Consider the following 22,420-nt stretch of genomic DNA (forward strand, 5'->3'; position numbering starts at 1 on the left):
CCCTCAAAGTAGAGATTTCATGCAAAATGCTTGTATTCCCCCCCCAGGTGGCTAGACTCAGAGAGTTGAGGTTTTTTAAATCGGCTTTGCTGAGAGACGATTTACGTCCCGATTGAGCCTTGTGATTCTCGCGAATTGCTGACCTTGGCCGCGCTTTTTCTCTTGTCGACCAGGTTCCTGTTTTCTTAGCAGCCTATTGCTGCGATGTCTTCTTTAGCCTGCTTGACTTGCATGGAAGGACATTCCCCATGTCCCGGATGCGACGTTTTGAGTGGTTTCGCCGTCAGCGAAGTTCTCGTACGAAGAGTTCCCCTCGCCACGATCGGCGCTTGCGGTTTGAACCGCTCGAAGACCGGCGGATGTTAGCGTTCATTACGGTCACGTCGCTGACCGACGATCTTATTGTTGGCGACGGGGTGACGCTCCGCGAAGCGATTTTTGCGGCCAATCTCGACATCAGCGTCGATGGTTCGGTGGCTGGAAACGGCGCCGATACGATTTATTTCGATACATCGCTCTTCGCCACACCACAGACGATCACCCTCAGCAGAGGGGACCTGGATATCACCGAGGCACTCGCGATTGAGGCCACGTATCTACCCCAGAACGTGACGATCGACGCAAACGGGCTGTCGCGGATTTTCAACATCACGGTCGGCGCCGGCAACGTTGCACTTAACGGGCTCTCGCTCACCGGTGGTCGGACGACCGGTGACAATCTAAACTCCGCAGACCTCACGCATGCTGGCGGCGGTATCCGCTTTCTCTCAGACGGCGCGTTAACTCTTGCTAGTAGCACCATCAGCGGAAACAGCACAGCCGGGACTCTCGCCCGAGGCGGCGGAATTTTCTCCTTGGGTTCCGTCTCGCTCATAAGCAGCACCCTCAGCGGAAACAGTACGGCGGGGAACTATGCACATGGCGGCGGCATCTACACCTCTTCCGGCGAGTTGACATTCACCAGCAGCACGGTCAGCGGAAATAGCACGGCGGGGTTCGGCGCTGATGGCGGCGGGATTCACTTCCGGGGCTCCACCGTCACGCTCGCCAGCAGCACCGTCAGTGGGAATAGCACGACGGGGGATCGATCCGATGGCGGAGCGATTTACTCCCAGAGCGCCGTGACAGTTGCCAGTAGTACCGTCAGTGGAAACAGTACGGCGGGGCTGCTTGCCGATGGTGGCGGGATTTACTCCAAGGGTGCCGTCACGTTGATGCACAGTACGATCACCGCCAACCACTCGAACGGCGTGAGTGCCACCGCCGGAGGACTCTGGAACCTTGATGACCCGGTCACCATCACGAATTCTATCGTGGCCGGCAACACGGCCGGCGGCGGCAGCCCTGATATACGACCCGGCACCGGCATTTTTGCGGTCAATTTCAGTCTCATCGGCGATAAAGCCGGGACAGGCCTCGCCGAGGCACAAGCGCCGGACGCCAGCGGCAATCTTATCGGTAGCGCAGCAGGCGCCGGCATCATCGATCCGCTGCTCGGTCCAATTGCCAACAACGGCGGACCTACCCAGACCCACGCGCTGCTGGCTGGCAGCCTAGCGATTGATGCGGGCGATCCGGGCATCGCCCTCAATTCCGCAGAGTTTGACCAGCGCGGAGCGCCGTTTGTGCGGGTGTTTGTCAACCGCATCGACATGGGGGCGTTTGAATTGCATTATGGATTTCCTGCCCAGGGCCTGGTTGTGGATACGGTGAGCGATCTATTCGATGGGGATTTCACGATCGGTAATTTGGCGCTGCGTGAGGCTGTTCACTGGGCCAACCTGAATTTCCTCGCTGATACGATTACCTTCGACGCCAGTCTCAGCGAACAGACGATCACACTCGGCGGCACGGAACTGGAGATCAGCGAAGCGCTCACGATCGACGCCACGGCGCTCGACGCCAACGTGACGATCGACGGCAATATGCAGTCGCGCATCTTCAACATCAACGCCACCACCGGCGACTTCACGCTGGCCGGGCTCAACCTTACCGGTGGCCGGACGATTGCCAGCGGTGAGAGCGCTGGCGGCGGCGGCATCCACATCCGCTTCGAACCCATAAGCACGCTAACACTAACACTTAACAACAGCACCGTCAGCGGCAACAGCACCACAGGTGCTAATGCCTCTGGCGGCGGCATCTTCTCGGGTTCCGGCGCTGTGACGCTCACCGACAGCATCGTTAGCGGCAACAGCACCGCGGGTTATGCTGCCTCTGGCGGCGGCATCTACGTGATTTCCGGCGCTGTAACGCTCATTGACAGCACGGTCAGCGGCAACAGCACCGCGGGTTATGCTGCCTCTGGCGGCGGCATCTTAACGTTTTCCGGCGATGTGACGCTTACGGGCAGCACGGTCAGCGGCAACAGCACCACAGGTTCTTTTGCCGATGGCGGCGGCATCCGCACGTCTTCCGGCGCTGTGACGCTCACCGACAGCACGGTCAGCGGCAACAGCATCACGGGTTCTAATGCCTCGGGCGGCGGCATCTACACGAGATCCGGCGTTGTGACGCTCACCGGCAGCACGGTCAGCGGCAACACCAGCGATAAGGGTGGCGGCGGCATCTACGCGAACTTCGGCGCCGTGACGCTCACCCGCAGCACCGTCAGCGACAATCACGTGTATGGCAACGACACGTACGGCGGCGGCATCCAGACGAAGTCCGGGGCCGTGACGCTCACCCGCAGCACCGTCAGCGACAACAGCGGCACAGAATCTTTTTTCAGTGGTGGCGGCATCGGTACGCTTAGCGGCACCGTGACGCTCACAGGCAGCACCGTCAGCGGCAACAACAGCGGCAGACATGGCGGCGGCATCTACACGAGATTCGGCGGCAATGTGATGCTCACGGACAGCACCGTCAGCGGCAACAACAGCGGCAGAGATGGCGGCGGCATCCGCACATCTTCCGGCGATCTGACTCTCAACAACAGCACGGTGACAGGGAATTCGGCGGGGGATGAGGGAGGCGGGGTCTCCTTTCAAGACACCATCCCAACGCTGACGATTGCCAACTCGATCGTCGCCGGAAACACGTCCGTCGGTGCGGGACCCGATTTGAGGCCCGATCCCGGCAGCACGCTCGTCGTCGATTTCAGTCTCATTGGCGACACCGCCGACTCGGGTATCACTGTTGGCACCGGAACCGGCAATATTCTCAATCAATCGGCTCAGCTCGGCCTGCTGGCCGATCACGGTGGGCCCACGCTCACGCACGCGCTGCTGGTCGGCAGCCCGGCAATCGACGCCGGCGATCCGGACGTTGGTCCCAGTGCGTTTAAGTTCGATCAGCGAGGCGCACCTTTCATTCGCGTCTTTAACAATCCGTCCGTTCCCGGCTTTCGCGTCGACATCGGGGCGTATGAGCGGCAAACCGTGGCCGGTCTGAATCTGACAGTCGATACCAATGTTGACGAGAACGACGGCGACTACAGCGCGGGCGATTTGAGCTTGCGCGAAGCCGTGGGAATCGCAAACGGCAGCCTTGGCGCCAACACGATCCTCTTCGCTGCGGCCCTTTCCGGTCAGACAATCAACCTCGGTGGAACGGAGCTGGAGATCACCGACACACTCACGATCGACGCCTCGGCGCTTGACGCCAACGTGACGATCGACGGCAATATGCAGTCGCGGGTACTCAACGTCACCGCGCTTGCGAGCGACCTGACGCTCTCCGGCCTGACGATCACCGGCGGCCGGACCATCGGAGAATTCGACGATGGCGGCGGCATCCGCTTTTCCGGCGACACGCTCACGCTTAACAGCAGCACAGTCAGCGGAAACAGTACGGCGGGCAGCGATGCCGACGGCGGCGGGATTTTTTCCCAAGGCGACGTGACGCTCACCAGCAGTACCGTCAGCGGCAACAGCACAGAGGGCAGCTTTGCCGACGGCGGCGGTTTTTTTTCCGGCGGCGACATCACGCTCATCAGCAGCACCGTCAGCGGAAACAGCATTGTGGGCAACTTTGCCTTCGGCGGCGGGATTTATTCCTCCTATGGCACCGTCATGCTCACCAGCAGCACGGTCACTAACAACCGTGCAGACTACTCGAACGCCAAGGGCGGCGGCATCTTCAATTACGATGGCACGATCACCATCGTAAGTTCCATAATAGCTGGCAACACGGCCGGCGGCGGCAGTCCGGATATCGAACCCAGCACTGGTTTCCTTCTCGTCAACTATAGTCTGATTGGCATGGCAGTCTCGCCGGGGTCCGGAAGCGGAAACAACCAATCCAACGATGCCCCGCTCCTCGGCGCGCTAGCCAATAACGGTGGTCCGACCGAGACGCACGCCCTGCTAGCCGGTAGCCTGGCGATCGACGCCGGGGGAACTACCACGCTTGTCAACGACCAACGTGGTGCACCGTTTGTCCGCGTGTTTGACGATCCCGTGGCCGTGGGCACAGGAATCGACATCGGTGCCTACGAGCGTCAGACGTTGCCCGGATTTAGCTTAGTCGTCGACACGAACATCGATGAGAACGATGGCGACTACAGCACCGGCGATTTGAGCTTGCGCGAGGCGGTCAATCTCGCCGCCGGCGGTGTCGGTGCCGACACGATTACATTTGACGCCGCACTTACCGGGAGCAGGATCTTTCTCGTCCACGGAGAACTTGTAATCTCCAGCGATGTCACACTCGCGGGCCTCGGGGCAGACGTGCTCACGATCGACGCCCAGGGCATGTCGCGCGTCATAAGAATCTTCGACAGCGCCACGGTCGCCATCAGCGGCCTCACGCTCACCGGCGGCCACGACAACCGCGGCGGTGCCATTCGAAATAGCGACGGTGGCACGATTGACGTCACCAGCAGCACCATCTCAGGAAGCTCCGCGACCAGCGGCGGCGGCGCCATCTACAACACGGGCACGCTGACTGTTACTGACAGCACCATCTCAGGAAGCTCCGTCCCAACAAGCCGCGGTGGTGGCATCTTCAACAGTGGTATGGCGAATGTCACCAGCAGTACCATCTCGGGCAACTTGGCGGAGTATGGCGGCGGCATCTGGAATCACAGCAGTGGCACGGTGACTGTCACCAGCAGCACTATCTCGGGCAACTCAGCGATCGACGAAGGCGGCGGAATCTCTAACAATGGAAATGCGAATGTCACTCACACCATTGTGGCAGGGAACATAGCTGGCAGCGATGCGGACGTTTTTGGCTCTCTGAATACAAATACGTTCAATCTGATAGGCGGCAACCCGATGCTCGGTGCGCTACAGGACAATGGCGGCCCGACCGAAACCCACGCGCTCTTGCCTGGCAGCCCGGCCATCGATATGGGGGACATAGCCGCCTCTCCCGGCGTCGGCAACGTACCCCTCTTCGATCAGCGCGGTGACAACTATGGTCGTGTGCAAAATGGCCGCATCGACATCGGAGCGTTCGAAGTGCAACCAATTGCGGCCTCTGCCGATTTCGATGGAGACGGCGACGTCGATGGCCGCGATTTTCTGGCCTGGCAGCGCGGTTTGGGCACATCGCCCGCCGCAAAGACTGATGGGGACGCGGACATCGATATGGACGTGGATGGGGCAGATCTCGGTGTGTGGCAGGATCAGTACGGGAGTGTGCCGCCAATGGTCGCGACGTTAGCTGTTGGCGAACCGGTCGAAACGGTATCACTGCTTGCGAGTACTACGGAAGACCCCTTAACGAGCTACCGGGCTGCCATCGATGCCGCCATGGCGCTGAATCTGTTCGAGGAAAGTGGCGAGCCCCAATTAGTTCCCCTCACCGAGTCCCCATGGGAACAGGAAATTAGCTACGATTCCATGTTTGCGGATGACACTTTTCTCCCGCGGGGAGGGGGCACTGAGGAAGTCGACTTTGGATTCATTGATTCCAAAGATGCCGAAGAGGTATCCGAAGGGTGGCTCACTGAAGAACAGTTGGAGCAAGTGTTCGGATAACGGCGGCGGGGCAAGAACTCATTGATACATGTCAGTGGTCAACAAGCCACCGTTTTTCGGGGTTCCGGTTCGGGCGTGTCACGTTCGACGATTGCACCCAGACAAGCCGCGAAGGGTCGCAAGCGACACCTACTTCGGTCGAATCAACCTCCCGCAGTTCACGGATTTCCAAACTGCCCGAGGATGGACCAACCGCTCTCACGAACGGCCAGCCCGAATTGATGGAGGTGAGGATGACCTCTGCAGCGACGGTATCAAATTGACGGCGCCCGCGTCGTTGGCATCCGGCTCCAGACTAGCTCTGCCCAAACGACAATTGAGGGCGAGTCCTTTGCGAGCAAACCGGATGCCGTAATCCGCACAAGAGACGCCGCCGCTAGTTGGAGAGCTTGCCCTATCTAGCGTCGGCGTGCCAAACCTCCGCTAGAAACGGAAGCAACCAGAAGCCTCTCTGGCTGCCCCCACAACACCCGCAGGCGACTTGTGCCAACGCTTCACCAGCCGCATAATGACCACATGTCCCCCAGCACCTCCCAAACCTTCAGCTTCGTAGTCGGGATTATATTGATCCTTAGAGGTATCTGGCTCAACCGCGAATTGGGCGGCAACTGGGGGGATATGCCGTGGCGATACAAGCTAACTGCCAAGATAGTGTTCTTTGCAGGGATTGCCGTAATTATTTTGGGGAATGTGGTTGTCAGATTTTTTCGCTGACACGAACTAGAAGTGTTCCATCGAGAGAAGGTCGTAACATCTCCTCCAATGGCTCTCTTTCAACTACCTCCGAATCAAGCCAGGTCGCAAGATCGGATTCCTCAGTCAACACAACCGGCATTCTGTGATGGCCTACCGCCTGGACTTCGGCATTTGGCGTCGTGGTAACTATCGTGCAACTCTCGACCGTCTCATCGCCACTTTGCCAGCGCTCCCACAATCCTGCAAAGACAAACGGCTCTTTGTCTGACAAGTGGAAGTAGTGGCCCTTTTCCATGAATTCAGTAGCGGGAATCAGACACCGGCGACTCTTGAAAGCAGCCCGAAAAGTTGGTTTCGTGTCGATAGTCTCCCCTCGGGCATTGAAGCATTTTCGCTGAAAGGCTTTGCGGGAAGTCTTCCGGCCTGAGGGTTTCCACCAGAACGGCAGCAGCCCCCACTCCATTGGCACAATCTCACGGTTGCCTGAATCATCTAAGCGAATCACGGGAATTTGATTGAGCGGGTAGAAGTCGCCGAAAGGCAAGGGGAGTTGATCGTCGGCACTAGTAGCCTTGAACTGCTTGGCAAGTTGGCGGGCTTCATTCAGAAGGCGGAAGTGATGACACATGAACGAAACTCAGTTCCACCCATCGTTCTTACGGCCACACTTCCGTTTCTCACTAACAGTCAGCTTGTCGTTGATCGACGTGAAGCCGTGCTTGATTGCCACTCTTGTTAGCAACGCGGCTTTGTCGGTGCCAAAGGCTTCCATAGCGGCTGCTCTGTGTTGGAGTACGGTGTGTTTTGAAATGCCGAGAATGGCGGCAGTCTCGGTGACATCACAACCAAGGCTTCTCAGTCTCACTACTTCGGCTTGCCGAGGAGATAAATGCGGTTTCATGCGATTTCTGTCAGCCTCCACAGATCCCACAAGCCTTCCCTTCGTCAGCAGAACATTCACGCCCCCCTGAAGTGTTGCCAAAGAAACGGCAGCCCGAATTGTGCCGAGTATTTGATTTAGTGTTCAACCAATAGGACATGTTGCTGTCAGCGATATCAGTTTGGCTCAAAGAAAAGTCGCCATACTCAAAGGGTGAGGCTTTGGACTCAAGTTCTGCAAAGGGAGATGAAACTTTGTCAGATCGCTTATTCTCCACCTCTTTCATCGCCTTCCGGATCTGAAGAGCAAACTCGATACTCTTTTCGTCTAAACGATTTAGAGGAACCTCGATACTTTTTCCAGTATTGTTGCGAAGTGTTACAAATTCATCGGTCACATTCAGCGGCATTGCTTGAGTCGTGAAGGCGCCATCGTCACTTGTCCAACTCGGATAGCGATTCTTGTACTGCGAATGAGTAGAATCTTTTTCCAACGCATATGCTTGATCTAAAGCAGCCAGTGTTGCGAGCTGAATTGTGTGGCTATCACGACCATCATTGATCGTTGCCGTGCCAGCAGACAAGTTGAGTTTCGTGATATCACCTTTTGCAACTGTCTTTCCTATCAGACTATACCAAGTGTGACCTTGAGGTCGAAAAACCGGTTGAGTTTTCTTGGGGATTGAGGACTTCGCAATTGGATTACGAATAGTTTTTGGCGGGGAGTATGAAGGAGCAAATGAAGAAGCTGGAGGTGTACTCCTTGCGGAGCCGCCATTGTGGTAATGGTATCCTCCGTTCTTTCGGTCATGATGGCCGCCGTTGGCATCAGTCCGCCCGGAATGTGCATAAAGGGCAACAGACCCCAACGCAAAGAAAAGATAAGGTAAGACGAATCGAAGGCGAGGTGACATAGCAAATCCCCAATGCTGAAGACGAGGAACTATTAGAGCAATGTTGGTTGCCATTGCAGAATATACCGTGTCTCACACTTTAGTCTAGCATAATTCCTTCGCCCCAAATCTCAGAGAGTCGAAAACCCGCTTCAGCGGCCCGTTGCTGAGATAAATTGCCAGCCTTTTTCAAATAATATTCCGAGAAATCTATCGGTAAAAACGGCGTCAGTTTGGATTGCATCATTGCCCTGATCGGGCCTAGCACTTCCGTCGTATAGGCGTACTGCCGGGAAGCTTCCCGACTCTCTTTCAACCAAGCTAGAGGCTCCAGCGTATCCTCTCTCGCAAGTACTTCTTTCCCGAGGGCTTCATAGCCGAACTTGCTATCGATCCACTTTACACGGCGGTTCATTGTTCCTTCGTCGTAGTTGCCTCCGAGAAACCCATCCCAAAGGGCGTGCATGTTGTTTTTCTGTCTTGAGGGTATTGAGTTTGCCCCGCGGTCTCCTTCAGGGAACAGTCCTTCAGCATAGAGGCTTCCCGCATGGCAAGGTTGGTGGGCATCGCCAACAAGGTGAGCAAGCCAACAGAGAGCAATAGCACGGTCTTCCGGCGGGGCATCGCGATCAGCCATAACTCGGCGACATAGTTCGGCTGCCTGGGCAATGTAAAGGTTTTTTGTATTGAGCGTGGCATCAGGAGGTAGAGGACCCGGAGATTCTGGGACGTTGACGTCGTCTCCAAGGGTAAGCGACGAGCCGAGTTGATAATGCCAAGTGGGGCGATTGTACTTAGGTTGGCTTCTAGCAATATCGGGCCAATAGCCCGCAGTACCAACGCGGAACCGATCAACGTTGCGAATTTTTGGCGACGGTTTGAAATCCTCCTCAAATCGGGGATGCATTGAAAGCATATCAAGTAATTGCTTTTGCTCGTTTTCGTCTAGCTGGTCGTATGCGAGCAAGGCAATCAGGTGATGGCCTGATTCGGACCAGCCGAAAAGTAGATTCCATTGCATAAACAATGTGAAAAAAAATACTATGTGACGCAACATGACCGTATTAAACTATGAAGTTAAAGTTCTTCAAAGATGCGAAATGACTGTAACTTACTTTTGTTGTGTCTCAAGCGAAAGTGATCCAGTAATAAAAGACAGTTCTTAGTAAGTAATGGTTATTATATCAACTATCAGACAAGTTGAGACCCAATAAATGAGCACAACTGTATCCTCACGATGCATGCATTGCGGAGCGCAATATCGGATATCATCCACGATGGTTGGCAAGCGAAGTAAGTGCCAGAAGTGTGGGGCGATTATGGAACTAGCAGAGTTTACGGATAATACTGATCCTCCTCCGATTGCCCCGGGTACAACATTGAACGATAGTAGATTAAGTAGTGCGTCTAAGCTGTTGCTGTTACTTCTAGCATCGTTGGTTGTAATATCGATCATATTTCTTTGCTTCTCCCTCTACCAAAACGATCAACAGGATCCTGAAGATTCCCGGGCTGCCAGTCAAGATGTAGTCAATCTTCGTAGTCAAGTAGATGCACTATCAGCCCAGGTAAGAAATGAATTATCTTCAATTCGTCGAGATATAGGAGAGATACGGGAGCAGTTAAAAACTAAAAATGAACCGTTTGGGATGCAGGAAATCGACAGACGGTTGAAAGACTTGGTCGACAAGCACAATCAATTCGGGAAAATCTATCAAGCACGGGATAAGATGCTTCAAGAAGAATTGCTATGGCTCCTGTCGAGTGAAGCTCGTTTGTATTCATCACTTTTTGATTTAGCTCAAACCCAGGCACTGGATGCTGTGATGTCTGAGATATTGGCTAGTTCGCTCTCCCCAGATTCGAAAGAGTTGGCTCAGAAAGTAAAAAATAGGGCGCAGCAGTCCATGGAGACTTTCAACAAGTTTAGTTCAGAGTGGATTGAGCATATGAAAGGGAAAGAGTCTCCATAATCCCATGCAGCCCTAACTTAAGTCTCCAAAGGCAACGGGGAGTTGATCGCCGGCTATCGTTGCCTTGAACTGCTTTGTTAGTTCACGAGCTTCGCTCAATTGTCGATAGAGATGGCACGTGAGTGACATTCTCGCAACTGGTAGGGCTTCCCGCAAGAATCCAGTCGCACAGGATTAGCCACAACGATAGTTTGGCACTTGTGCCGAACTCTTACCCCAAAAACACAAGATAGCGCCAGAAGGCATCCTAGGGGCTTGTGAGTGGCCATGCGTACACACAAGGTAACTGCTTTGATTCCCAGCACACTCGGAGAGCAGGGCAAGCAATTAAAACCATGACTCCAGTAGCTGGATCAGGAATTCGACTTCTCTCCGACAGATATACAAATAGCTAGTTCTTTCTCAAGTTCTTTGTTCGGAGTTGCGGGTTCAATTTCAAAAGCTTCTTCCCAATCCATTCTCTTGATAGATTCCTCAACCTCGGAACTTATTTCCTGCAACTTTTCTTCACTAACCAAAGATGGCATTCTCAAAATCTCCAAAAGAGGGTTTTGCTATCAATCTTTTATATTATTCGTCATTACTAAAATAGTCTCGGCTTTTATAGTCAAATTCCAAAAATCTTTTCCATCTCAATTTCATACAAAAAGCGGCGTTGAAGATGGTCTAAAATGTAAAAGTATTGCTCTAAGTACCCATTCTGAAAGAAGTTCGGGATATTGCAGTCAATCCAAACAAGGTGATTACAGCATCCATTAGAGGGGCTTCCGATTGGGAAGCAGATAGCAGATTTAATGGATCCTCGGCTCAGAATTTCTCCTTTTCCCTCGAAGTGAATGAAGGGATGTTCCGTGCAATGTAATCTGTCAGCGTCATCTGCAACGCCAAGTTTGCCATTTTTTGCACAGCAAACAATCATGGCGTCACCATCGTTGACATGGAAGTGGTGTTTACTCGCCTCGGGGATTTTCACACAGTTTTGATCGCGCATTCTATTCCAACAGTGGGCTATTTCAAGGTAGTCGCCTTCTCGGTGGAAATAAGCGAGTCGCAGATCCGCCTGCTTTTTCTTAGCTATCCAACGGTCAAAAACGTAAAATAGCTTTTGCAATAGAATTGTTCGGCGCTCGACAGGGTCTAAAGCCTTCCGAAGTTGATCGACCGTGAGCCTGCCATTCTGCCTCGCCTGTAAATCCTCCGCAAGTTGTGAAACAGAAGTATGTTTGTGCGTAACAACTTCAAGAAACACTTCGGAGACGCGCTTATTAAATTCAGTACGTGCGTGAGCTTGATGGAGTTCCTTTTCCAATTCTTTCGAGCGTTTATTTGCATCACTTAGTGCATGCTTCGATCTACGCAATTTAGCGTCTGTTGTTTCTTCAAAAAGCGAAATGGAAAATTGAGCGGATATGCACCACATAGCTGAACTAAGAGATATGAATACTATCCAGAGGTTAACGTCTTTTTCCTTGGTACTATTAAAAAGTTCTGAGAAGTTTGCCGCCTCTACAAAAACTACTGTCGAAAAAAAAGAAGCAATCGAGAGTATTCCTGCAACCCACCTGCGGACATGCTCCTGGTTGATTACTGTTTCGAAAATCCGCCTTTTGAAAATCCAGAATGGAAACCAAAATAATATCAGTCCCACGCACGCTGCGAATGCACCGGTTAATACTATCGACTTAAAAGTTTCTGTAGCGAGAAGCATGAGATTAACCAATGCAAGGCATGTAGCAAATCATTCTTGATATTGTGCAGAGTTTTCTGAGACAAGGCATCCCACGGACAATGTTTCAGAACAGAATCATTTGTCAAGGCTATATGGTAGTGATGCATCATTGGCTTTGGATTAATTGGCTGTATTAATCCGGATGTTTAACACAATCACGTCCTGCCAAGGAGGGCACTTAGAGTGTTTGCCAGCCTAATTCTCTGGCGAGCTGAAGGCTTTTAAGCATTTGGAGCAAGTTACTCCGATTGGCACCTGTGATCTCCTACCTTTCAGACTGCTGGTTTCCGTCAGGAGTACAACCATCGGAATAGTGGATTGCCATTCTTTGCTATAATGTGATAAGTCGAGAGACAGTTGAGTCACTTAATTGATTGAATACATTCAAGGGAAGGAATGAGGTGCCAAAATGCAGGAATCTAAAGCTTTAATCATGGAACGGTTGCGTCGGGAAGACCGCTGGGATGAGGCTTCCCTCTTCAAAGATCAAACGATCAAGGAATTGCGGGCAGCTGGCAAAACTCGCAGGGATGCTGGAGAACTCGCCTGGGGGGAGATGGCAAGAAAGTACCCTCCCGTTAATCAAGCAAACGAGGGCGTCGATCTAGGGGGTCTGGACCCTACTCAGGAGGATTTGCCCAATAGCTCTCCTGCTACGTTTGTCGGGGATGCATTCTGGGTCTACAACTCGATTGGCAGGGCGACTGTGGTTTCCGCGAGTGCGCCAAGTGCTGGGGCCTGGGCATTGCTCAGATGGGCCGAGCGGAATGAGGATCGTTTCTTTGAGCAGATTCTGCCCAAGGCCTTACAGCTCAGCACTAAGCTTGAGTCGGAGCAGCATTCCCTCGATCACGAGGATGAAGAGTTGGGCGAACTCGAAGAACTGTTGGGGATTTGCTGACTGAGGAGCAGCAAGGGGAAGGCGTAGGTGTCGAGAGATTGCTCCAGACGGTAGATCCCCTACTCATCAGGGCGCGGGCGCGTACAATGACAATTGTAAGCAATTGCTACATTCAGTGTCAAAAGCGTCGGGTGCCTGCCACGATTTGCAAGTCGTGACAGCAAATGACTAGCGGCAGAAAACTCAATCCCTTACCTGGGTAGTCTGCCGCCAGTCGGCCCGGCTTTGGTAAGGGTATTCTCATGGCCAGCAATTCGCCACGCACTAGCAGTGCTCATAATCTACATGCTTCAGAATCTGTAGCAATCATCGCTCGAAATCTTGCAGAGCATATCTCCACTCTGTCAACCGAAATCATCGATTCCTTCTCGTTGGATTCCAGAGAAGAGCGAGTTCTGAAACTTAGGGACATAACAGGCCGGATAATCTTTAATGAGTTGGCCCCTGTGTCCCTGTGGCTAGAGCGCAATAGGCCACCTGATAAAGTCGATATGTTCAGACGGCGAATTCACTTCATATGCGACGAGGCAATCGTTTGCGTTGGCTTAGATATACCTGAGTATTCTGGCGGCCTTATCAAGCAAGCCAAAGAAGGATATTGTCATTCCCAAGAGCAGGTACGTTTCGCAAAATTTTCCATCAGTGCACTTGCTGCGGTGGACTATATTCTAGGCTGGGCGACGGAGATTGAGGCTGAGAGTAGTCTGCAAGTCACACATTCGAGTGAACCCATACTCCCACAAGTCGAATTCAAAACTGAAATGGGAACCGCTGAAATTACCTGGAATGGCAAGACATACGCGGAAGTTAATTGGGACGCTGCGAAATTGCTTGATGCAGTCGTAAAGGGCCACCCTAGACCGGTAGGTTTGACGAAGTTGGCTGGAGATAAGCCAAAGAGAATCCTGCCTAAGCTCGGCAAAGACCTGCAAGCTTTGATGCAGTCTTCTCCCCAGGGATACACTCTGAATCTCTAAGCCTCTCAGGCATTGCCCAACCCTGGGCATATTTTGCCCGATGGTTGGGCATGCTTCTCCGTGTCTATCATTCCCTCATTGCCGCATGTCGCGGTATAGCTCAGTTAGCTAAACCAATGAGGACCAAGAAAATGACAGTAACTGCAAACACCGAACTAGCAGCACTCCTGGACGAGACGAAACCCGCCGCATTGAAAAACGAAGATCAGGCAGCGGCATTTCTAGGAAACATCAGCAAGAAGCATCTCTTCAATCTTAGGAAGTATGCCGGGCTGCCATTCATCCCAGTTGGTAACCGCATCATGTATTCCCCAGAGTCGCTCGCGGAATGGTGTAAGAGCCGCGAGCAGCGGATTGGCAATTAGTATTTCACCTACCCGTTGTGGGCCAAAGGAAATGGCCCGGCTGTGACGGCAGCAACGGGCCAACAGAATGGATTCTGTTATGACTGATTCTATACGAACTAAAGAGAAACCGCAAAGAGCCGCTGTGCTCATCCTCAGCCACTCCGATGGCCACCTAGAAGTATTTGCAGAGCGTCACATCGACGTACATCTTCAGCGGGTGCCGATGGCCGACACCATACCAGGTGAACGGCTGGCCGAGGAAGTTGTCGAGAAGCTCCTCCCCCCTCGCTACCGCCAATTGTTTTGGGCTGACAAATTGCGGGCGGTTGGATCGACTGGGCCGCTTTCCTCCATCGTCTTGGCCAGAGCGATGGCCACGAATAAATTGATCGGGATTCTGAATGAAGAGAAGGTTAGGCAAACAGTTGCCAAACCTGTGGGAAGCGAGGCGCTGTCATGGACGTTGTAGCACTTCTCGAAAAGGCCCGAGCCGATGGCATTCAGATCGAGGTTGTCGATGGGGAATTGTTGATCGAGGCGACCCGCGATAAGAAACACTGGCTCGAAAAGTTGAGGCCCCACAAGCAGGAGATATTAGCCAACCTGGAGGGTGTTGACGTTGACGCTAATAGTGAGAACGTCGAGGAAGATCATAGTTGTGTCAGCGTCAACGCTTACAGGACTTTCCCGATTCACTGCTTACAGGGTGTCGTAGGTGAGTTTGTGGCAGCGGCGGCTAAGGCCATTGGATGTGATGCGGCATTCATCGCTTTACCCATGCTTTGCTGTCTGGCCAGAGCCGTGGGCAATTCCAGGGTGATACGTCTCAAAGCCACCTGGGTGGAACCCGCGATCTTGTGGGCTGCAATCGTCGGCAAGTCGGGGAGTTACAAGACACCTGCTCTACAAGCCGTGATGAAGTTTCTGGAGAAGCCACAAGCCAGAGCCATTGCCGAGCACAAAGATGCACTTCAGCAGCACGAAGAAGATAAAGCCGTTTGGGAACGTGCCTATGCAACTTGGAAGCAAGACAAAAAAACCACTGAACCCCCTCCAAGTGCTCCGCCTGAGCCAGTGCTCAAAAGATTCGCGACGAGTGATTGCACAATCGAGGCATTAGCCACCCTGCTTGCTGGTCAATTCGATGGGGTGTTGGTTCAACGTGATGAGTTGGCTGGTTGGCTGAATGGCATAGCAGAATACAAAGGCGGTAAGGGAAGCGACCTGGGCCATTGGCTAGCCTGCCATAGTGGGGCATCGCTTACCGTGGATAGAAAAACAGGGGCGATCAAGTTTATATTTGTTCCTAGGGCTGCTGTTTCGCTGTTGGGTGGAATTCAACCCGGCATCCTTCGCTCTGCTATTGCAAGAGAACACATGCAGGACGGGTTATGTGCTCGAATGTTGTTTGCCATGCCGGACCCTCGCAAGGTTGTCTGGAGCGATGCGGTCATTGATCCTCGCACTGAAGCGGCAATGACTGAGTTGTTCGATACCCTGTTCACATTAGAGCCACAAGTTAACGATGAGGGGGAATCCGAGCCGCTACCGATGGACCTGACACCGGAGGCCAAAGCCACCTGGGTGGAGTATTTCAATCGCCACCGTGCCGAGTTAGTGGATCTAGACGATGATTTGGCGGCGGCATGGTCCAAGCTGGAGGCCTACACCGCTCGTTTTGCTCTTATCTTCCAGTTGTGTTCCTGGGCTGAAGAAGAAGCCAAGAGCGACATTATCGACGAAGTGGCCATGAGTGCCGCTATCGAGTTGTCCGATTGGTTTGGCCACGAAGCCAAGCGGGTCTATGGCCTATTCGTGGAAGATCAGGGAGACCGTGAACGTCGGGAGTTGGTGGAACTGATCCGTCGGAAGGGTGGATCCGTGACCCCCCGTGACCTGATGCGATGCTGCCGTCGGTTCAAAACATCCAAGGAAGCTGAGGTCGCACTTCAGGAATTGGTTGAGGCCGGTTTGGGTAGCTGGGAGTTCGATGATCATGGTGGTGGTCGTGGTCAACCTACCCGCCGTTTCACACTCGTTGACAGCGTTGACAGTGACACAAATGCAGTAAACCCCGAAGAAAAGCCCATTACTGTCAGCGTCAACGGTGTCAACGGTTCCCCGAAACACTTGAATGGCCAGAGTCCAGGGGGTGCGATATGAGCAAATCGCCACCCAAGAACCAGCGTCTTCTCCCCTTCGACGGCGACAAAGAAGTCCGACGACAAGAGCGTGTGCGGCGGATATGTCAACTCGATCCCCGGATCGACTCGGCGGCACGATACTTCGATGAGAAGGCTTATCGTGAAGCAACAGCAATTGCTCAGAAAACCAATCCATTAGCAAGGAGAAGGAAGAAATAATGCTTGACTATGCGCCACCTATTGGCAATAATCCTATCATGGCCAGGAAACGAACTGTCAAATCGACCAAAGTATCCGAGCAGCTACGCGAAGCAATTCGCAATGCAGATTGCTCCCGTTACCGAATAAGCAAGGAGACCGGGATTGACCAATCAATGCTAACAAAGTTTCTCCAAGGCGAGCGGGGTCTGGCGATCTCCACCATTGATACCTTGGCTGAGTTTCTGAACTTAGAACTAACACATAAAAAGGGCTAATCATGGCCAGCATCATCCGAGACCGGAACAAGAAAACCAAGGAATACAACGGATGCCGTTCGTTGCAATTCATTACCCCGAGCGGCAAACGTGATTCCATTCGCCTGGGAAAAACACCCGCCAAGGCAGCGGAGACGATTCGGGCCATGGTGGATGCCATCATTTCAGATCGGATGTGCTTGAAATCCCATGATCCAGAAGTCTCCGCCTGGATCGGTCGACTCCAGCAGCAAAATCCTTCTCTATATGACAAATTGGCTGCGAAGGGCGTGCTTCAGCACAGAGAAAAACCCGATTCGACTACTCTGGGAGCATTCCTGGATGCATTCATCAATACCCAAAGTGTGAAGGTGAAGGCGTCGACGAAGACCGTCTACTGCCATACTCAGAGATGCCTGACTGAGTATTTCAAGCGGGACAAGCCCCTCGCTGAGGTTTCACCTGGTGATGCTGACGAGTGGAGGGCTTGGCTCACAACTTCGCAGGAACTAGCACCCAATACAGTGCGACGCCGCTGCGGAATCGCTCGCCAGTTCTTCAAGGCCGCACTTCGCAAGCGACTAATTCAAGAGAATCCCTTTGCGGAAATGCAAGAGGGAGTTGGCTGCGTTAAAGTCGCAGACCGTGAGTACTTTGTTTCGCGCGAGGATTCTGATGCTGTGCTCGAAGCTTGCCCTGACAATGAATGGAAGCTCATCTTCGCTTTGAGCCGCTACGGCGGTCTACGGTGCCCCTCTGAGCACTTGGCGTTGACTTGGGGCGACGTCAACTGGGCTGAAGGAAGGATTGCCGTACGCTCTCCCAAAACCGCGCATCACGCCGGCCACGAATCGAGAGTGATTCCCATGTTTGCCGAACTAGAGCCGTACTTTGAGAAGGCGTGGGAGCAAGCTCAGGAGGCCATCGATCCCAAGCAAGTGAGGCTGAGCGAGCAGCCTGTTATTCGTCGCTACCGCGACAACAACGTGAATCTTCGCACGCAACTGCTTCGGATTCTCAAGAAAGCTGGTCTCAATCCTTGGCCGAAGCTGTTTCAAAACCTCCGAGCTACCCGAGCGACGGAGCTGGCCGCAGAATACCCTGCCCACGTTGCCGCAGCGTGGCTAGGGCATAGCACACTGGTTGCTCAGAAACATTACTGGCAAGTAACCGATGCCGACTTCGAGAAGGCCAACGAGAAGTGTAAGCACAAGTGCAAGAAGAAAGCGTCCGTAAGCAGTAGTACGGAACGGGAAGCCGAAAGCGAGGACTCAAGAATTCCCGCCGAATACGACACATTACCGAAGTGTACAGGTGTTCAAGTGGGCGATACAAGACTCGAACTTGTGACCCCTAGCTTGTCGAGCTAGTGCTCTAACCAACTGAGCTAATCGCCCTGTCCGGTTGGAATATTAGAGGATTTTGGTCCTGCTAGCAGTATTCTCCGACAGATCCCAAAAGTGTAGCATTCTTGTTCGTGACGGGGTAGGGCTGAGATGGTTTGAAAGGTGAGAAATAAGCCTGAAAAAGGAGCGGTTGTGCCGAAGGGCAGGATTCGCTCTACTGTGGACGTGTGGCATGGTAATCAGTATTGATTGCTGGAGCCGACATGAGGCACCTCTGGGTATATCTACTCAGGAAATTGTTAGGGAGGAGACGATGCTTAAGGACAGGCAGGAAATCTTGGCAGTAGGCGAGTTTGCGCTTTTCCTGGCGACCTGGGTCGCCGTTATCCTTGGAGCCGTCAATCATTATCGCCACAGTGAGCACCTTGTGTCCGGTGACAGTGTTGCCTCCTATAAAGGCACGGATTCAGATGAGAATAGTCAAGAGTGAGTCGTCATAGGGCCGTGTACCGCATTGCGTCACGGCATTGGAGTTCTAAGTCGTTTCGATTTCCTTGGACTCTGTTGTGCTATCCTCTATCACAACGCCACCATTGGTACCCGATACGACGGGGTCCGTCTCAATCGGCTCCGGAGTAGAATCGACAATCTTGATTTCGTCGCGTTGATCAGACTGTTGCCGTTTCCTCAAGTAGAGCTTGATGGGTACTTCTTCGAAGTGTAGTTGACTGCGCACAGCACCCAAGAGGTATCGCTGATAGGTCCTGTCGATACCTTTGGGATCGCTACAGAACAATACCAGGGTCGGAGGTTGGGAACCGACCTGAGTTCCATAATAGATCTTAGGGCGACGATTTTGGTGAATTGGCGGAGGTACGCGGCCGATGGCTTCGCGCAATAGTCGATTCAGCTGCCCCGTAGGAATCCTCGTCAACGATTGCTTGAAGAGCATCTGACCATGATTCAAGAGTGCTTTGACATTCTTGCCGGTTTGGCCCGTGATGAAGGCAATCGGCGCGTATCGCATTGTGCGGAAAGTGTCATGTAAATAACGGACCCATTTATCGGTAGACATCGTCTTAACTACCATATCCCATTTGTTGACGACGAGAATACAAGGCTTGTATTGCTGGCTAATGTAGTCGCAAAGCTGTTTGTCGACTTTGCTGATCCGCTGCGTAGCGTCCAGAAACAAAAAGACGACATCCGCTCTTCGGATGCTGCGTTGAGCTCGGTGTGTGCCGTAGAAATCGATGGACGCCCCCCTACTCTGGGGTCGGCGAATGCCTGGAGTGTCGATCGCGACAAACGACTTTCCGTCTAATTCGAAGCGGACATCAACGCTATCACGCGTCGTACCGGGAATCTCGCTGACGATCATGCGTTGGGTCTTCGCCAATGTATTGACGAGTGTGCTCTTGCCAACGTTGCGGCGACCGACAATTGCCACCTTCATTTCAGGCTCGCCCTCAGGGTCACTCGAACCATCGAGTTCCTCTGGAGGTAAGCGTTCAAGAATCGAATTCAGCAGAACCGATCGATTGCGGTTCTGCTTGGAGCTGACGGGTACAAAGTTGCCGCGGCCCAGCCGATAGAATTCGGCGGCTTGTTCGTCAAATTTGGGGTCGTCTGCTTTGTTGGCAACGCAGAGTACGGGGACATCCAGATTGCGAAGTCGTCGTCCAACTTCCTCATCAAGAGGAACGAGCCCTTCGCGGGCATCGACCACAAGTAGAATCACCGCGGCAGAGTCGATGGCCAACTGAATCTGGTCTTCGATGTGCTGAGTGAGTCGATCGACATCTTCGATGCCAATGCCACCGGTATCGACAAGTTCGAAGAAGCGGCCCTCATATTCCATGAGGTAATCCACGCGATCGCGCGTAACTCCCGGCTGATCCTCAACAATAGCAATGCGCAGACCGGCGAGCCAATTCAAGAGGCTGCTCTTTCCCACATTGGGTCGGCCTACTATGACAACGCGCGGAACTCCCATCAGACTTCGAACCTCCCCAAACACTTATCGATACTCAATACTCTATAATAGTCGAGAAACGCTGCCAGAGCCACGGTTGAATCTGCGAGCCCTTATCATCGAGAATTGAAGATCGTACAATCAACTCTAGGCGATGTGCCGAATTGGACAGGATTTCTGCTGAAAAAGGCAGCTTATCGCTCTTTTTCGCTTGTCCGAATACTAGCAGCTGGGTGGAGAAAGTTCATAGTTTCTTGAACCCTCAATTGGACTAGCTAGGAATTCGCTGCGATTGTGCAGTCCCTATCACTGATCATGCAGCTATTACAGTACGATGGCCGAATTTTCTACTTCAGAACTCGTTCGAATGGCGCAGCAGATGCTGGAGAGCCTGGATTCAGCAGGTGTGCAGCAGCTTCCCCGTCCGACTGCTTCAAGGGAATCGATTTTTAGTCTCTCTAGGAACAAACCCGAGGAAGTTTCTCATACCGGCGAGGAAATCAGTAGCAGCCAGGTATTGGCAAAGAGAGAAAATCAGCAAGGAATAGAGAGCCAGGAAGAAACAATGCCAAGCGTCGTATCAAATGCAGCCACATTGGAAGTTCTTCGCGAGGAGGTCGCAGGCTGTACGCTCTGCCAGGAATTAGCCGAGACACGGACACAAACCGTGTTTGGAGTCGGCAATCCGCAAGCTCGCTTGTGCCTTCTAGGAGAGGCCCCTGGGGCCGAAGAAGATCGGCAGGGTGAACCCTTCGTTGGCCGGTCGGGTCAGCTCCTGACGAAAATTCTCGAGGCGTGCCATCTCAGCCGTGAGGATGTGTACATCTTGAATATCCTCAAGTGCCGTCCCCCGGGAAACCGCAACCCGACCCCCGCCGAATCGCAGAACTGCCGCCGATATCTTGATCGACAGCTGGAGCTAATCAACCCTGAATTCATTTGTTGCCTGGGAGCAGTGGCTGCCCAGAATCTACTCGAAACGACAGAAGCCATTGGTCGGATGCGAGGCCGTATTCATGACTATCAAGGAATTAAGGTCGTTTGCACCTATCACCCGGCTTACCTGCTCCGCAACCCACCGGCGAAGAAGGATGCCTGGGAAGACATGAAGTTCTTGATGCGGGAAATGGGCACCCCGGTGGGGTGAGTTTTCGGCCAATTTTGCCAGCTTCGCTGGCCTTGCTGGCAGTGATTTAGGGGGACCTTGCGGGTCGTAACGGTCCTGAACGAGCCTTTTTAAAATCTCCCTGTTTATAGCCCTCAAAAATATTTCCAGGCAGGCAGCTTGTTGATAAAGTCAAACATGTGGGGTGTGGAGCGTAGTTTTTCTGCGATTCCACGGCAGAGTTCCTGCTCAGGCAGAAAGTTGTCGTTTGAGACCCCGGGTTTGGCCTGATTGCCCTCTTTTGCAGAAGCTATGAAACTACCTGACTCACACCAAACGGACGACGTGGAGCATCTGCTGCGAAATGCACAGTTGCGGGATGCCTTGGAACCGCTCTACGACGAGTCTATCGGCTGCGTGAATGCCAACGTCATGTCGACATCGAGCGAAAATGAGTTTCTGCAGTCGATGCTTGAATGGGAACGCGCACCAATCATGCCTATCTGTGAGTGGTTTGACCCACAATTGGTTTTGCCTTCGCCAGACCAACTAGACGACGAATTACTTCACAAAATATTGCATCAGACCGTCCAGCAGCTATTTGAAAAAAACATCGTGCTTGATTTCACCGAGCATCTGTCAGATCGCCAACTCTATTGCCTGATCTATCGTGACATTCTGCCTTCGCATGAGAAAAGGATAGACCGCCGGGATAACTATCTGCATTGGGACTGTGCCAACGTGGGAGACGATCCAGAAATCTGGCTCCGCTACTACGCCAGCGAAGAAGAACGACAAGCTTGGGTGGAAGAAACAGGCGGCTACCCGCCGCAGATGGACGACCCACCATTTCCTCGGCAGGTGCCTCGTGCGCCGCTTTGAAATCTCGCTAAGAATCGAAGCTTTCTAAACCGGACCGCCACGCGGTCCGAAAGTCCTAGTTTGCATCACCTGCGTTTTCCCAGATCGCATGGCGGACCGGCTAATCTGTAGAGTCTTATGTACCTCCGATACTCGTGTCGCAACTAGCCCGGATTTGCTAGACTAATTGGACGGTTAGTCAGTTTATGGCG

At 53.0% G+C, this 22,420-nt stretch carries 20 protein-coding genes, 1 tRNA gene and 1 pseudogene; 13 read left to right on the top strand and 9 right to left on the bottom strand.

Translation table 11 applies throughout. The annotated features are described in order from the left end of the window. Positions 1-248: 248 nt before the first annotated feature. Positions 249-5,927: a choice-of-anchor Q domain-containing protein gene (locus tag Pr1d_RS08200; RefSeq protein WP_148076304.1), complete on the top strand. Its 5,679-nt coding sequence runs from the start codon at positions 249-251 to the stop codon at positions 5,925-5,927. A gap of 697 nt (positions 5,928-6,624) precedes the next feature. On the opposite strand, the gene Pr1d_RS08205 is transcribed toward Pr1d_RS08200, so the two are convergent. The 5 genes and pseudogenes from Pr1d_RS08205 to Pr1d_RS08220 all read right to left on the bottom strand — a co-directional run bounded on the left by Pr1d_RS08205 (position 6,625) and on the right by Pr1d_RS08220 (position 9,452). Further along, the gene (locus tag Pr1d_RS08205) at positions 6,625-7,251 is read right to left on the bottom strand and encodes an SOS response-associated peptidase (RefSeq protein WP_148073082.1); all 627 of its coding nucleotides are present in this window, start codon (positions 7,249-7,251) and stop codon (positions 6,625-6,627) included. A 9-nt stretch (positions 7,252-7,260) separates the two neighbouring features. Further along, complete coding sequence (locus Pr1d_RS08210) at positions 7,261-7,524, bottom strand: response regulator transcription factor (RefSeq protein WP_148073083.1); 264 nt, start codon at positions 7,522-7,524, stop codon at positions 7,261-7,263. Positions 7,525-7,534: 10 nt separating this feature from the next. Next, the gene (locus Pr1d_RS26230; RefSeq protein ID WP_238476657.1) at positions 7,535-8,086 is read right to left on the bottom strand and encodes a hypothetical protein; all 552 of its coding nucleotides are present in this window, start codon (positions 8,084-8,086) and stop codon (positions 7,535-7,537) included. Positions 8,087-8,290: 204 nt separating this feature from the next. Further along, a pseudogene (locus tag Pr1d_RS26635) lies at positions 8,291-8,470 on the bottom strand (YHYH domain-containing protein); the annotation flags it as partial. Between the two features lie 25 nt (positions 8,471-8,495). Then, complete coding sequence (locus tag Pr1d_RS08220; RefSeq protein WP_148073085.1) at positions 8,496-9,452, bottom strand: S1/P1 nuclease; 957 nt, start codon at positions 9,450-9,452, stop codon at positions 8,496-8,498. A gap of 262 nt (positions 9,453-9,714) precedes the next feature. Between Pr1d_RS08220 and Pr1d_RS08225 the strand changes: the two genes are divergently transcribed. Then, a complete protein-coding gene (locus tag Pr1d_RS08225) occupies positions 9,715-10,368 on the top strand; it encodes a hypothetical protein (protein WP_168205117.1) in 654 nt (217 codons plus the stop codon). Between the two features lie 353 nt (positions 10,369-10,721). Here Pr1d_RS08225 and Pr1d_RS25700 read toward each other — a convergent pair whose 3' ends face one another. After that, complete coding sequence (locus Pr1d_RS25700; RefSeq protein WP_168205118.1) at positions 10,722-10,895, bottom strand: hypothetical protein; 174 nt, start codon at positions 10,893-10,895, stop codon at positions 10,722-10,724. An 80-nt stretch (positions 10,896-10,975) separates the two neighbouring features. After that, on the bottom strand, positions 10,976-12,076 hold the full coding sequence (locus Pr1d_RS08230) for a hypothetical protein (RefSeq protein ID WP_148073087.1): 1,101 nt from the start codon (positions 12,074-12,076) through the stop codon (positions 10,976-10,978). Between the two features lie 430 nt (positions 12,077-12,506). Here Pr1d_RS08230 and Pr1d_RS08235 point away from each other — a divergent pair, with 430 nt between their 5' ends. The 8 genes from Pr1d_RS08235 to Pr1d_RS26640 all read left to right on the top strand — a co-directional run bounded on the left by Pr1d_RS08235 (position 12,507) and on the right by Pr1d_RS26640 (position 18,291). Next, the gene (locus tag Pr1d_RS08235) at positions 12,507-12,998 is read left to right on the top strand and encodes a hypothetical protein (protein ID WP_148073088.1); all 492 of its coding nucleotides are present in this window, start codon (positions 12,507-12,509) and stop codon (positions 12,996-12,998) included. Positions 12,999-13,240: 242 nt separating this feature from the next. Then, positions 13,241-13,975, top strand: coding sequence for a hypothetical protein (locus Pr1d_RS08240; RefSeq protein WP_168205119.1), 735 nt, complete (start codon positions 13,241-13,243; stop codon positions 13,973-13,975). Positions 13,976-14,106: 131 nt separating this feature from the next. Next, positions 14,107-14,340 (top strand): MerR family transcriptional regulator, encoded by a 234-nt coding sequence (locus tag Pr1d_RS08245; RefSeq protein WP_148073090.1) that lies wholly within the window; start codon positions 14,107-14,109, stop codon positions 14,338-14,340. A 79-nt stretch (positions 14,341-14,419) separates the two neighbouring features. Further along, a complete protein-coding gene (locus Pr1d_RS08250; RefSeq protein WP_148073091.1) occupies positions 14,420-14,791 on the top strand; it encodes a hypothetical protein in 372 nt (123 codons plus the stop codon). Then, the gene (locus Pr1d_RS08255; protein ID WP_148073092.1) at positions 14,779-16,485 is read left to right on the top strand and encodes a YfjI family protein; all 1,707 of its coding nucleotides are present in this window, start codon (positions 14,779-14,781) and stop codon (positions 16,483-16,485) included. Before Pr1d_RS08250 ends, Pr1d_RS08255 begins: the two co-directional genes overlap by 13 nt. Further along, positions 16,482-16,685, top strand: a complete 204-nt coding sequence (locus Pr1d_RS08260; RefSeq protein ID WP_148073093.1) for a hypothetical protein — start codon at positions 16,482-16,484, stop codon at positions 16,683-16,685. The genes Pr1d_RS08255 and Pr1d_RS08260 overlap by 4 nt, the downstream gene beginning before the upstream one ends. Continuing rightward, the gene (locus Pr1d_RS08265; RefSeq protein ID WP_148073094.1) at positions 16,685-16,942 is read left to right on the top strand and encodes a helix-turn-helix domain-containing protein; all 258 of its coding nucleotides are present in this window, start codon (positions 16,685-16,687) and stop codon (positions 16,940-16,942) included. The genes Pr1d_RS08260 and Pr1d_RS08265 overlap by 1 nt, the downstream gene beginning before the upstream one ends. Positions 16,943-17,115: 173 nt before the next feature. Next, the gene (locus Pr1d_RS26640; RefSeq protein WP_390622085.1) at positions 17,116-18,291 is read left to right on the top strand and encodes a tyrosine-type recombinase/integrase; all 1,176 of its coding nucleotides are present in this window, start codon (positions 17,116-17,118) and stop codon (positions 18,289-18,291) included. Here the strand turns inward: Pr1d_RS26640 and Pr1d_RS08275 are convergent. Continuing rightward, a tRNA-Val gene (locus tag Pr1d_RS08275) sits at positions 18,245-18,318 on the bottom strand. The two genes, Pr1d_RS26640 and Pr1d_RS08275, sit on opposite strands and share 47 nt — an antisense overlap. A gap of 262 nt (positions 18,319-18,580) precedes the next feature. Here Pr1d_RS08275 and Pr1d_RS25985 point away from each other — a divergent pair. After that, complete coding sequence (locus tag Pr1d_RS25985) at positions 18,581-18,757, top strand: hypothetical protein (protein ID WP_210417922.1); 177 nt, start codon at positions 18,581-18,583, stop codon at positions 18,755-18,757. Positions 18,758-18,802: 45 nt separating this feature from the next. Here the strand turns inward: Pr1d_RS25985 and der are convergent, their stop codons facing one another. Next, positions 18,803-20,263, bottom strand: a complete 1,461-nt coding sequence (der, locus tag Pr1d_RS08280; protein ID WP_148073095.1) for a ribosome biogenesis GTPase Der — start codon at positions 20,261-20,263, stop codon at positions 18,803-18,805. Positions 20,264-20,576: 313 nt separating this feature from the next. Here der and Pr1d_RS08285 point away from each other — a divergent pair, with 313 nt between their 5' ends. Beyond that, positions 20,577-21,389: a uracil-DNA glycosylase gene (locus tag Pr1d_RS08285; protein ID WP_148073096.1), complete on the top strand. Its 813-nt coding sequence runs from the start codon at positions 20,577-20,579 to the stop codon at positions 21,387-21,389. Between the two features lie 270 nt (positions 21,390-21,659). Beyond that, positions 21,660-22,229 (top strand): hypothetical protein, encoded by a 570-nt coding sequence (locus Pr1d_RS08290; protein WP_148073097.1) that lies wholly within the window; start codon positions 21,660-21,662, stop codon positions 22,227-22,229. The last annotated feature ends 191 nt before the right edge of the window (positions 22,230-22,420 follow it).

Source organism: Bythopirellula goksoeyrii, from assembly GCF_008065115.1.
Taxonomy (GTDB): domain Bacteria; phylum Planctomycetota; class Planctomycetia; order Pirellulales; family Lacipirellulaceae; genus Bythopirellula; species Bythopirellula goksoeyrii.

Excerpts from the sequence above, each read along its gene's own strand:
- Pr1d_RS08200 (WP_148076304.1), top strand. The coding sequence starts at position 249 with ATGTCCCGGATGCGACGTTTTGAGTGGTTTCGCCGTCAGCGAAGTTCT.
- Pr1d_RS08205 (WP_148073082.1), bottom strand. The coding sequence starts at position 7,251 with ATGTGTCATCACTTCCGCCTTCTGAATGAAGCCCGCCAACTTGCCAAG.
- Pr1d_RS08210 (WP_148073083.1), bottom strand. The coding sequence starts at position 7,524 with ATGAAACCGCATTTATCTCCTCGGCAAGCCGAAGTAGTGAGACTGAGA.
- Pr1d_RS08220 (WP_148073085.1), bottom strand. The coding sequence starts at position 9,452 with ATGTTGCGTCACATAGTATTTTTTTTCACATTGTTTATGCAATGGAAT.
- Pr1d_RS08225 (WP_168205117.1), top strand. The coding sequence starts at position 9,715 with ATGGAACTAGCAGAGTTTACGGATAATACTGATCCTCCTCCGATTGCC.
- Pr1d_RS25700 (WP_168205118.1), bottom strand. The coding sequence starts at position 10,895 with ATGCCATCTTTGGTTAGTGAAGAAAAGTTGCAGGAAATAAGTTCCGAG.
- Pr1d_RS08230 (WP_148073087.1), bottom strand. The coding sequence starts at position 12,076 with ATGCTTCTCGCTACAGAAACTTTTAAGTCGATAGTATTAACCGGTGCA.
- Pr1d_RS08235 (WP_148073088.1), top strand. The coding sequence starts at position 12,507 with ATGCAGGAATCTAAAGCTTTAATCATGGAACGGTTGCGTCGGGAAGAC.
- Pr1d_RS08240 (WP_168205119.1), top strand. The coding sequence starts at position 13,241 with ATGGCCAGCAATTCGCCACGCACTAGCAGTGCTCATAATCTACATGCT.
- Pr1d_RS08245 (WP_148073090.1), top strand. The coding sequence starts at position 14,107 with ATGACAGTAACTGCAAACACCGAACTAGCAGCACTCCTGGACGAGACG.
- Pr1d_RS08250 (WP_148073091.1), top strand. The coding sequence starts at position 14,420 with ATGACTGATTCTATACGAACTAAAGAGAAACCGCAAAGAGCCGCTGTG.
- Pr1d_RS08255 (WP_148073092.1), top strand. The coding sequence starts at position 14,779 with ATGGACGTTGTAGCACTTCTCGAAAAGGCCCGAGCCGATGGCATTCAG.
- Pr1d_RS08260 (WP_148073093.1), top strand. The coding sequence starts at position 16,482 with ATGAGCAAATCGCCACCCAAGAACCAGCGTCTTCTCCCCTTCGACGGC.
- Pr1d_RS08265 (WP_148073094.1), top strand. The coding sequence starts at position 16,685 with ATGCTTGACTATGCGCCACCTATTGGCAATAATCCTATCATGGCCAGG.
- Pr1d_RS26640 (WP_390622085.1), top strand. The coding sequence starts at position 17,116 with ATGTGCTTGAAATCCCATGATCCAGAAGTCTCCGCCTGGATCGGTCGA.
- Pr1d_RS25985 (WP_210417922.1), top strand. The coding sequence starts at position 18,581 with ATGCTTAAGGACAGGCAGGAAATCTTGGCAGTAGGCGAGTTTGCGCTT.
- der (WP_148073095.1), bottom strand. The coding sequence starts at position 20,263 with ATGGGAGTTCCGCGCGTTGTCATAGTAGGCCGACCCAATGTGGGAAAG.
- Pr1d_RS08285 (WP_148073096.1), top strand. The coding sequence starts at position 20,577 with ATGGCCGAATTTTCTACTTCAGAACTCGTTCGAATGGCGCAGCAGATG.
- Pr1d_RS08290 (WP_148073097.1), top strand. The coding sequence starts at position 21,660 with ATGAAACTACCTGACTCACACCAAACGGACGACGTGGAGCATCTGCTG.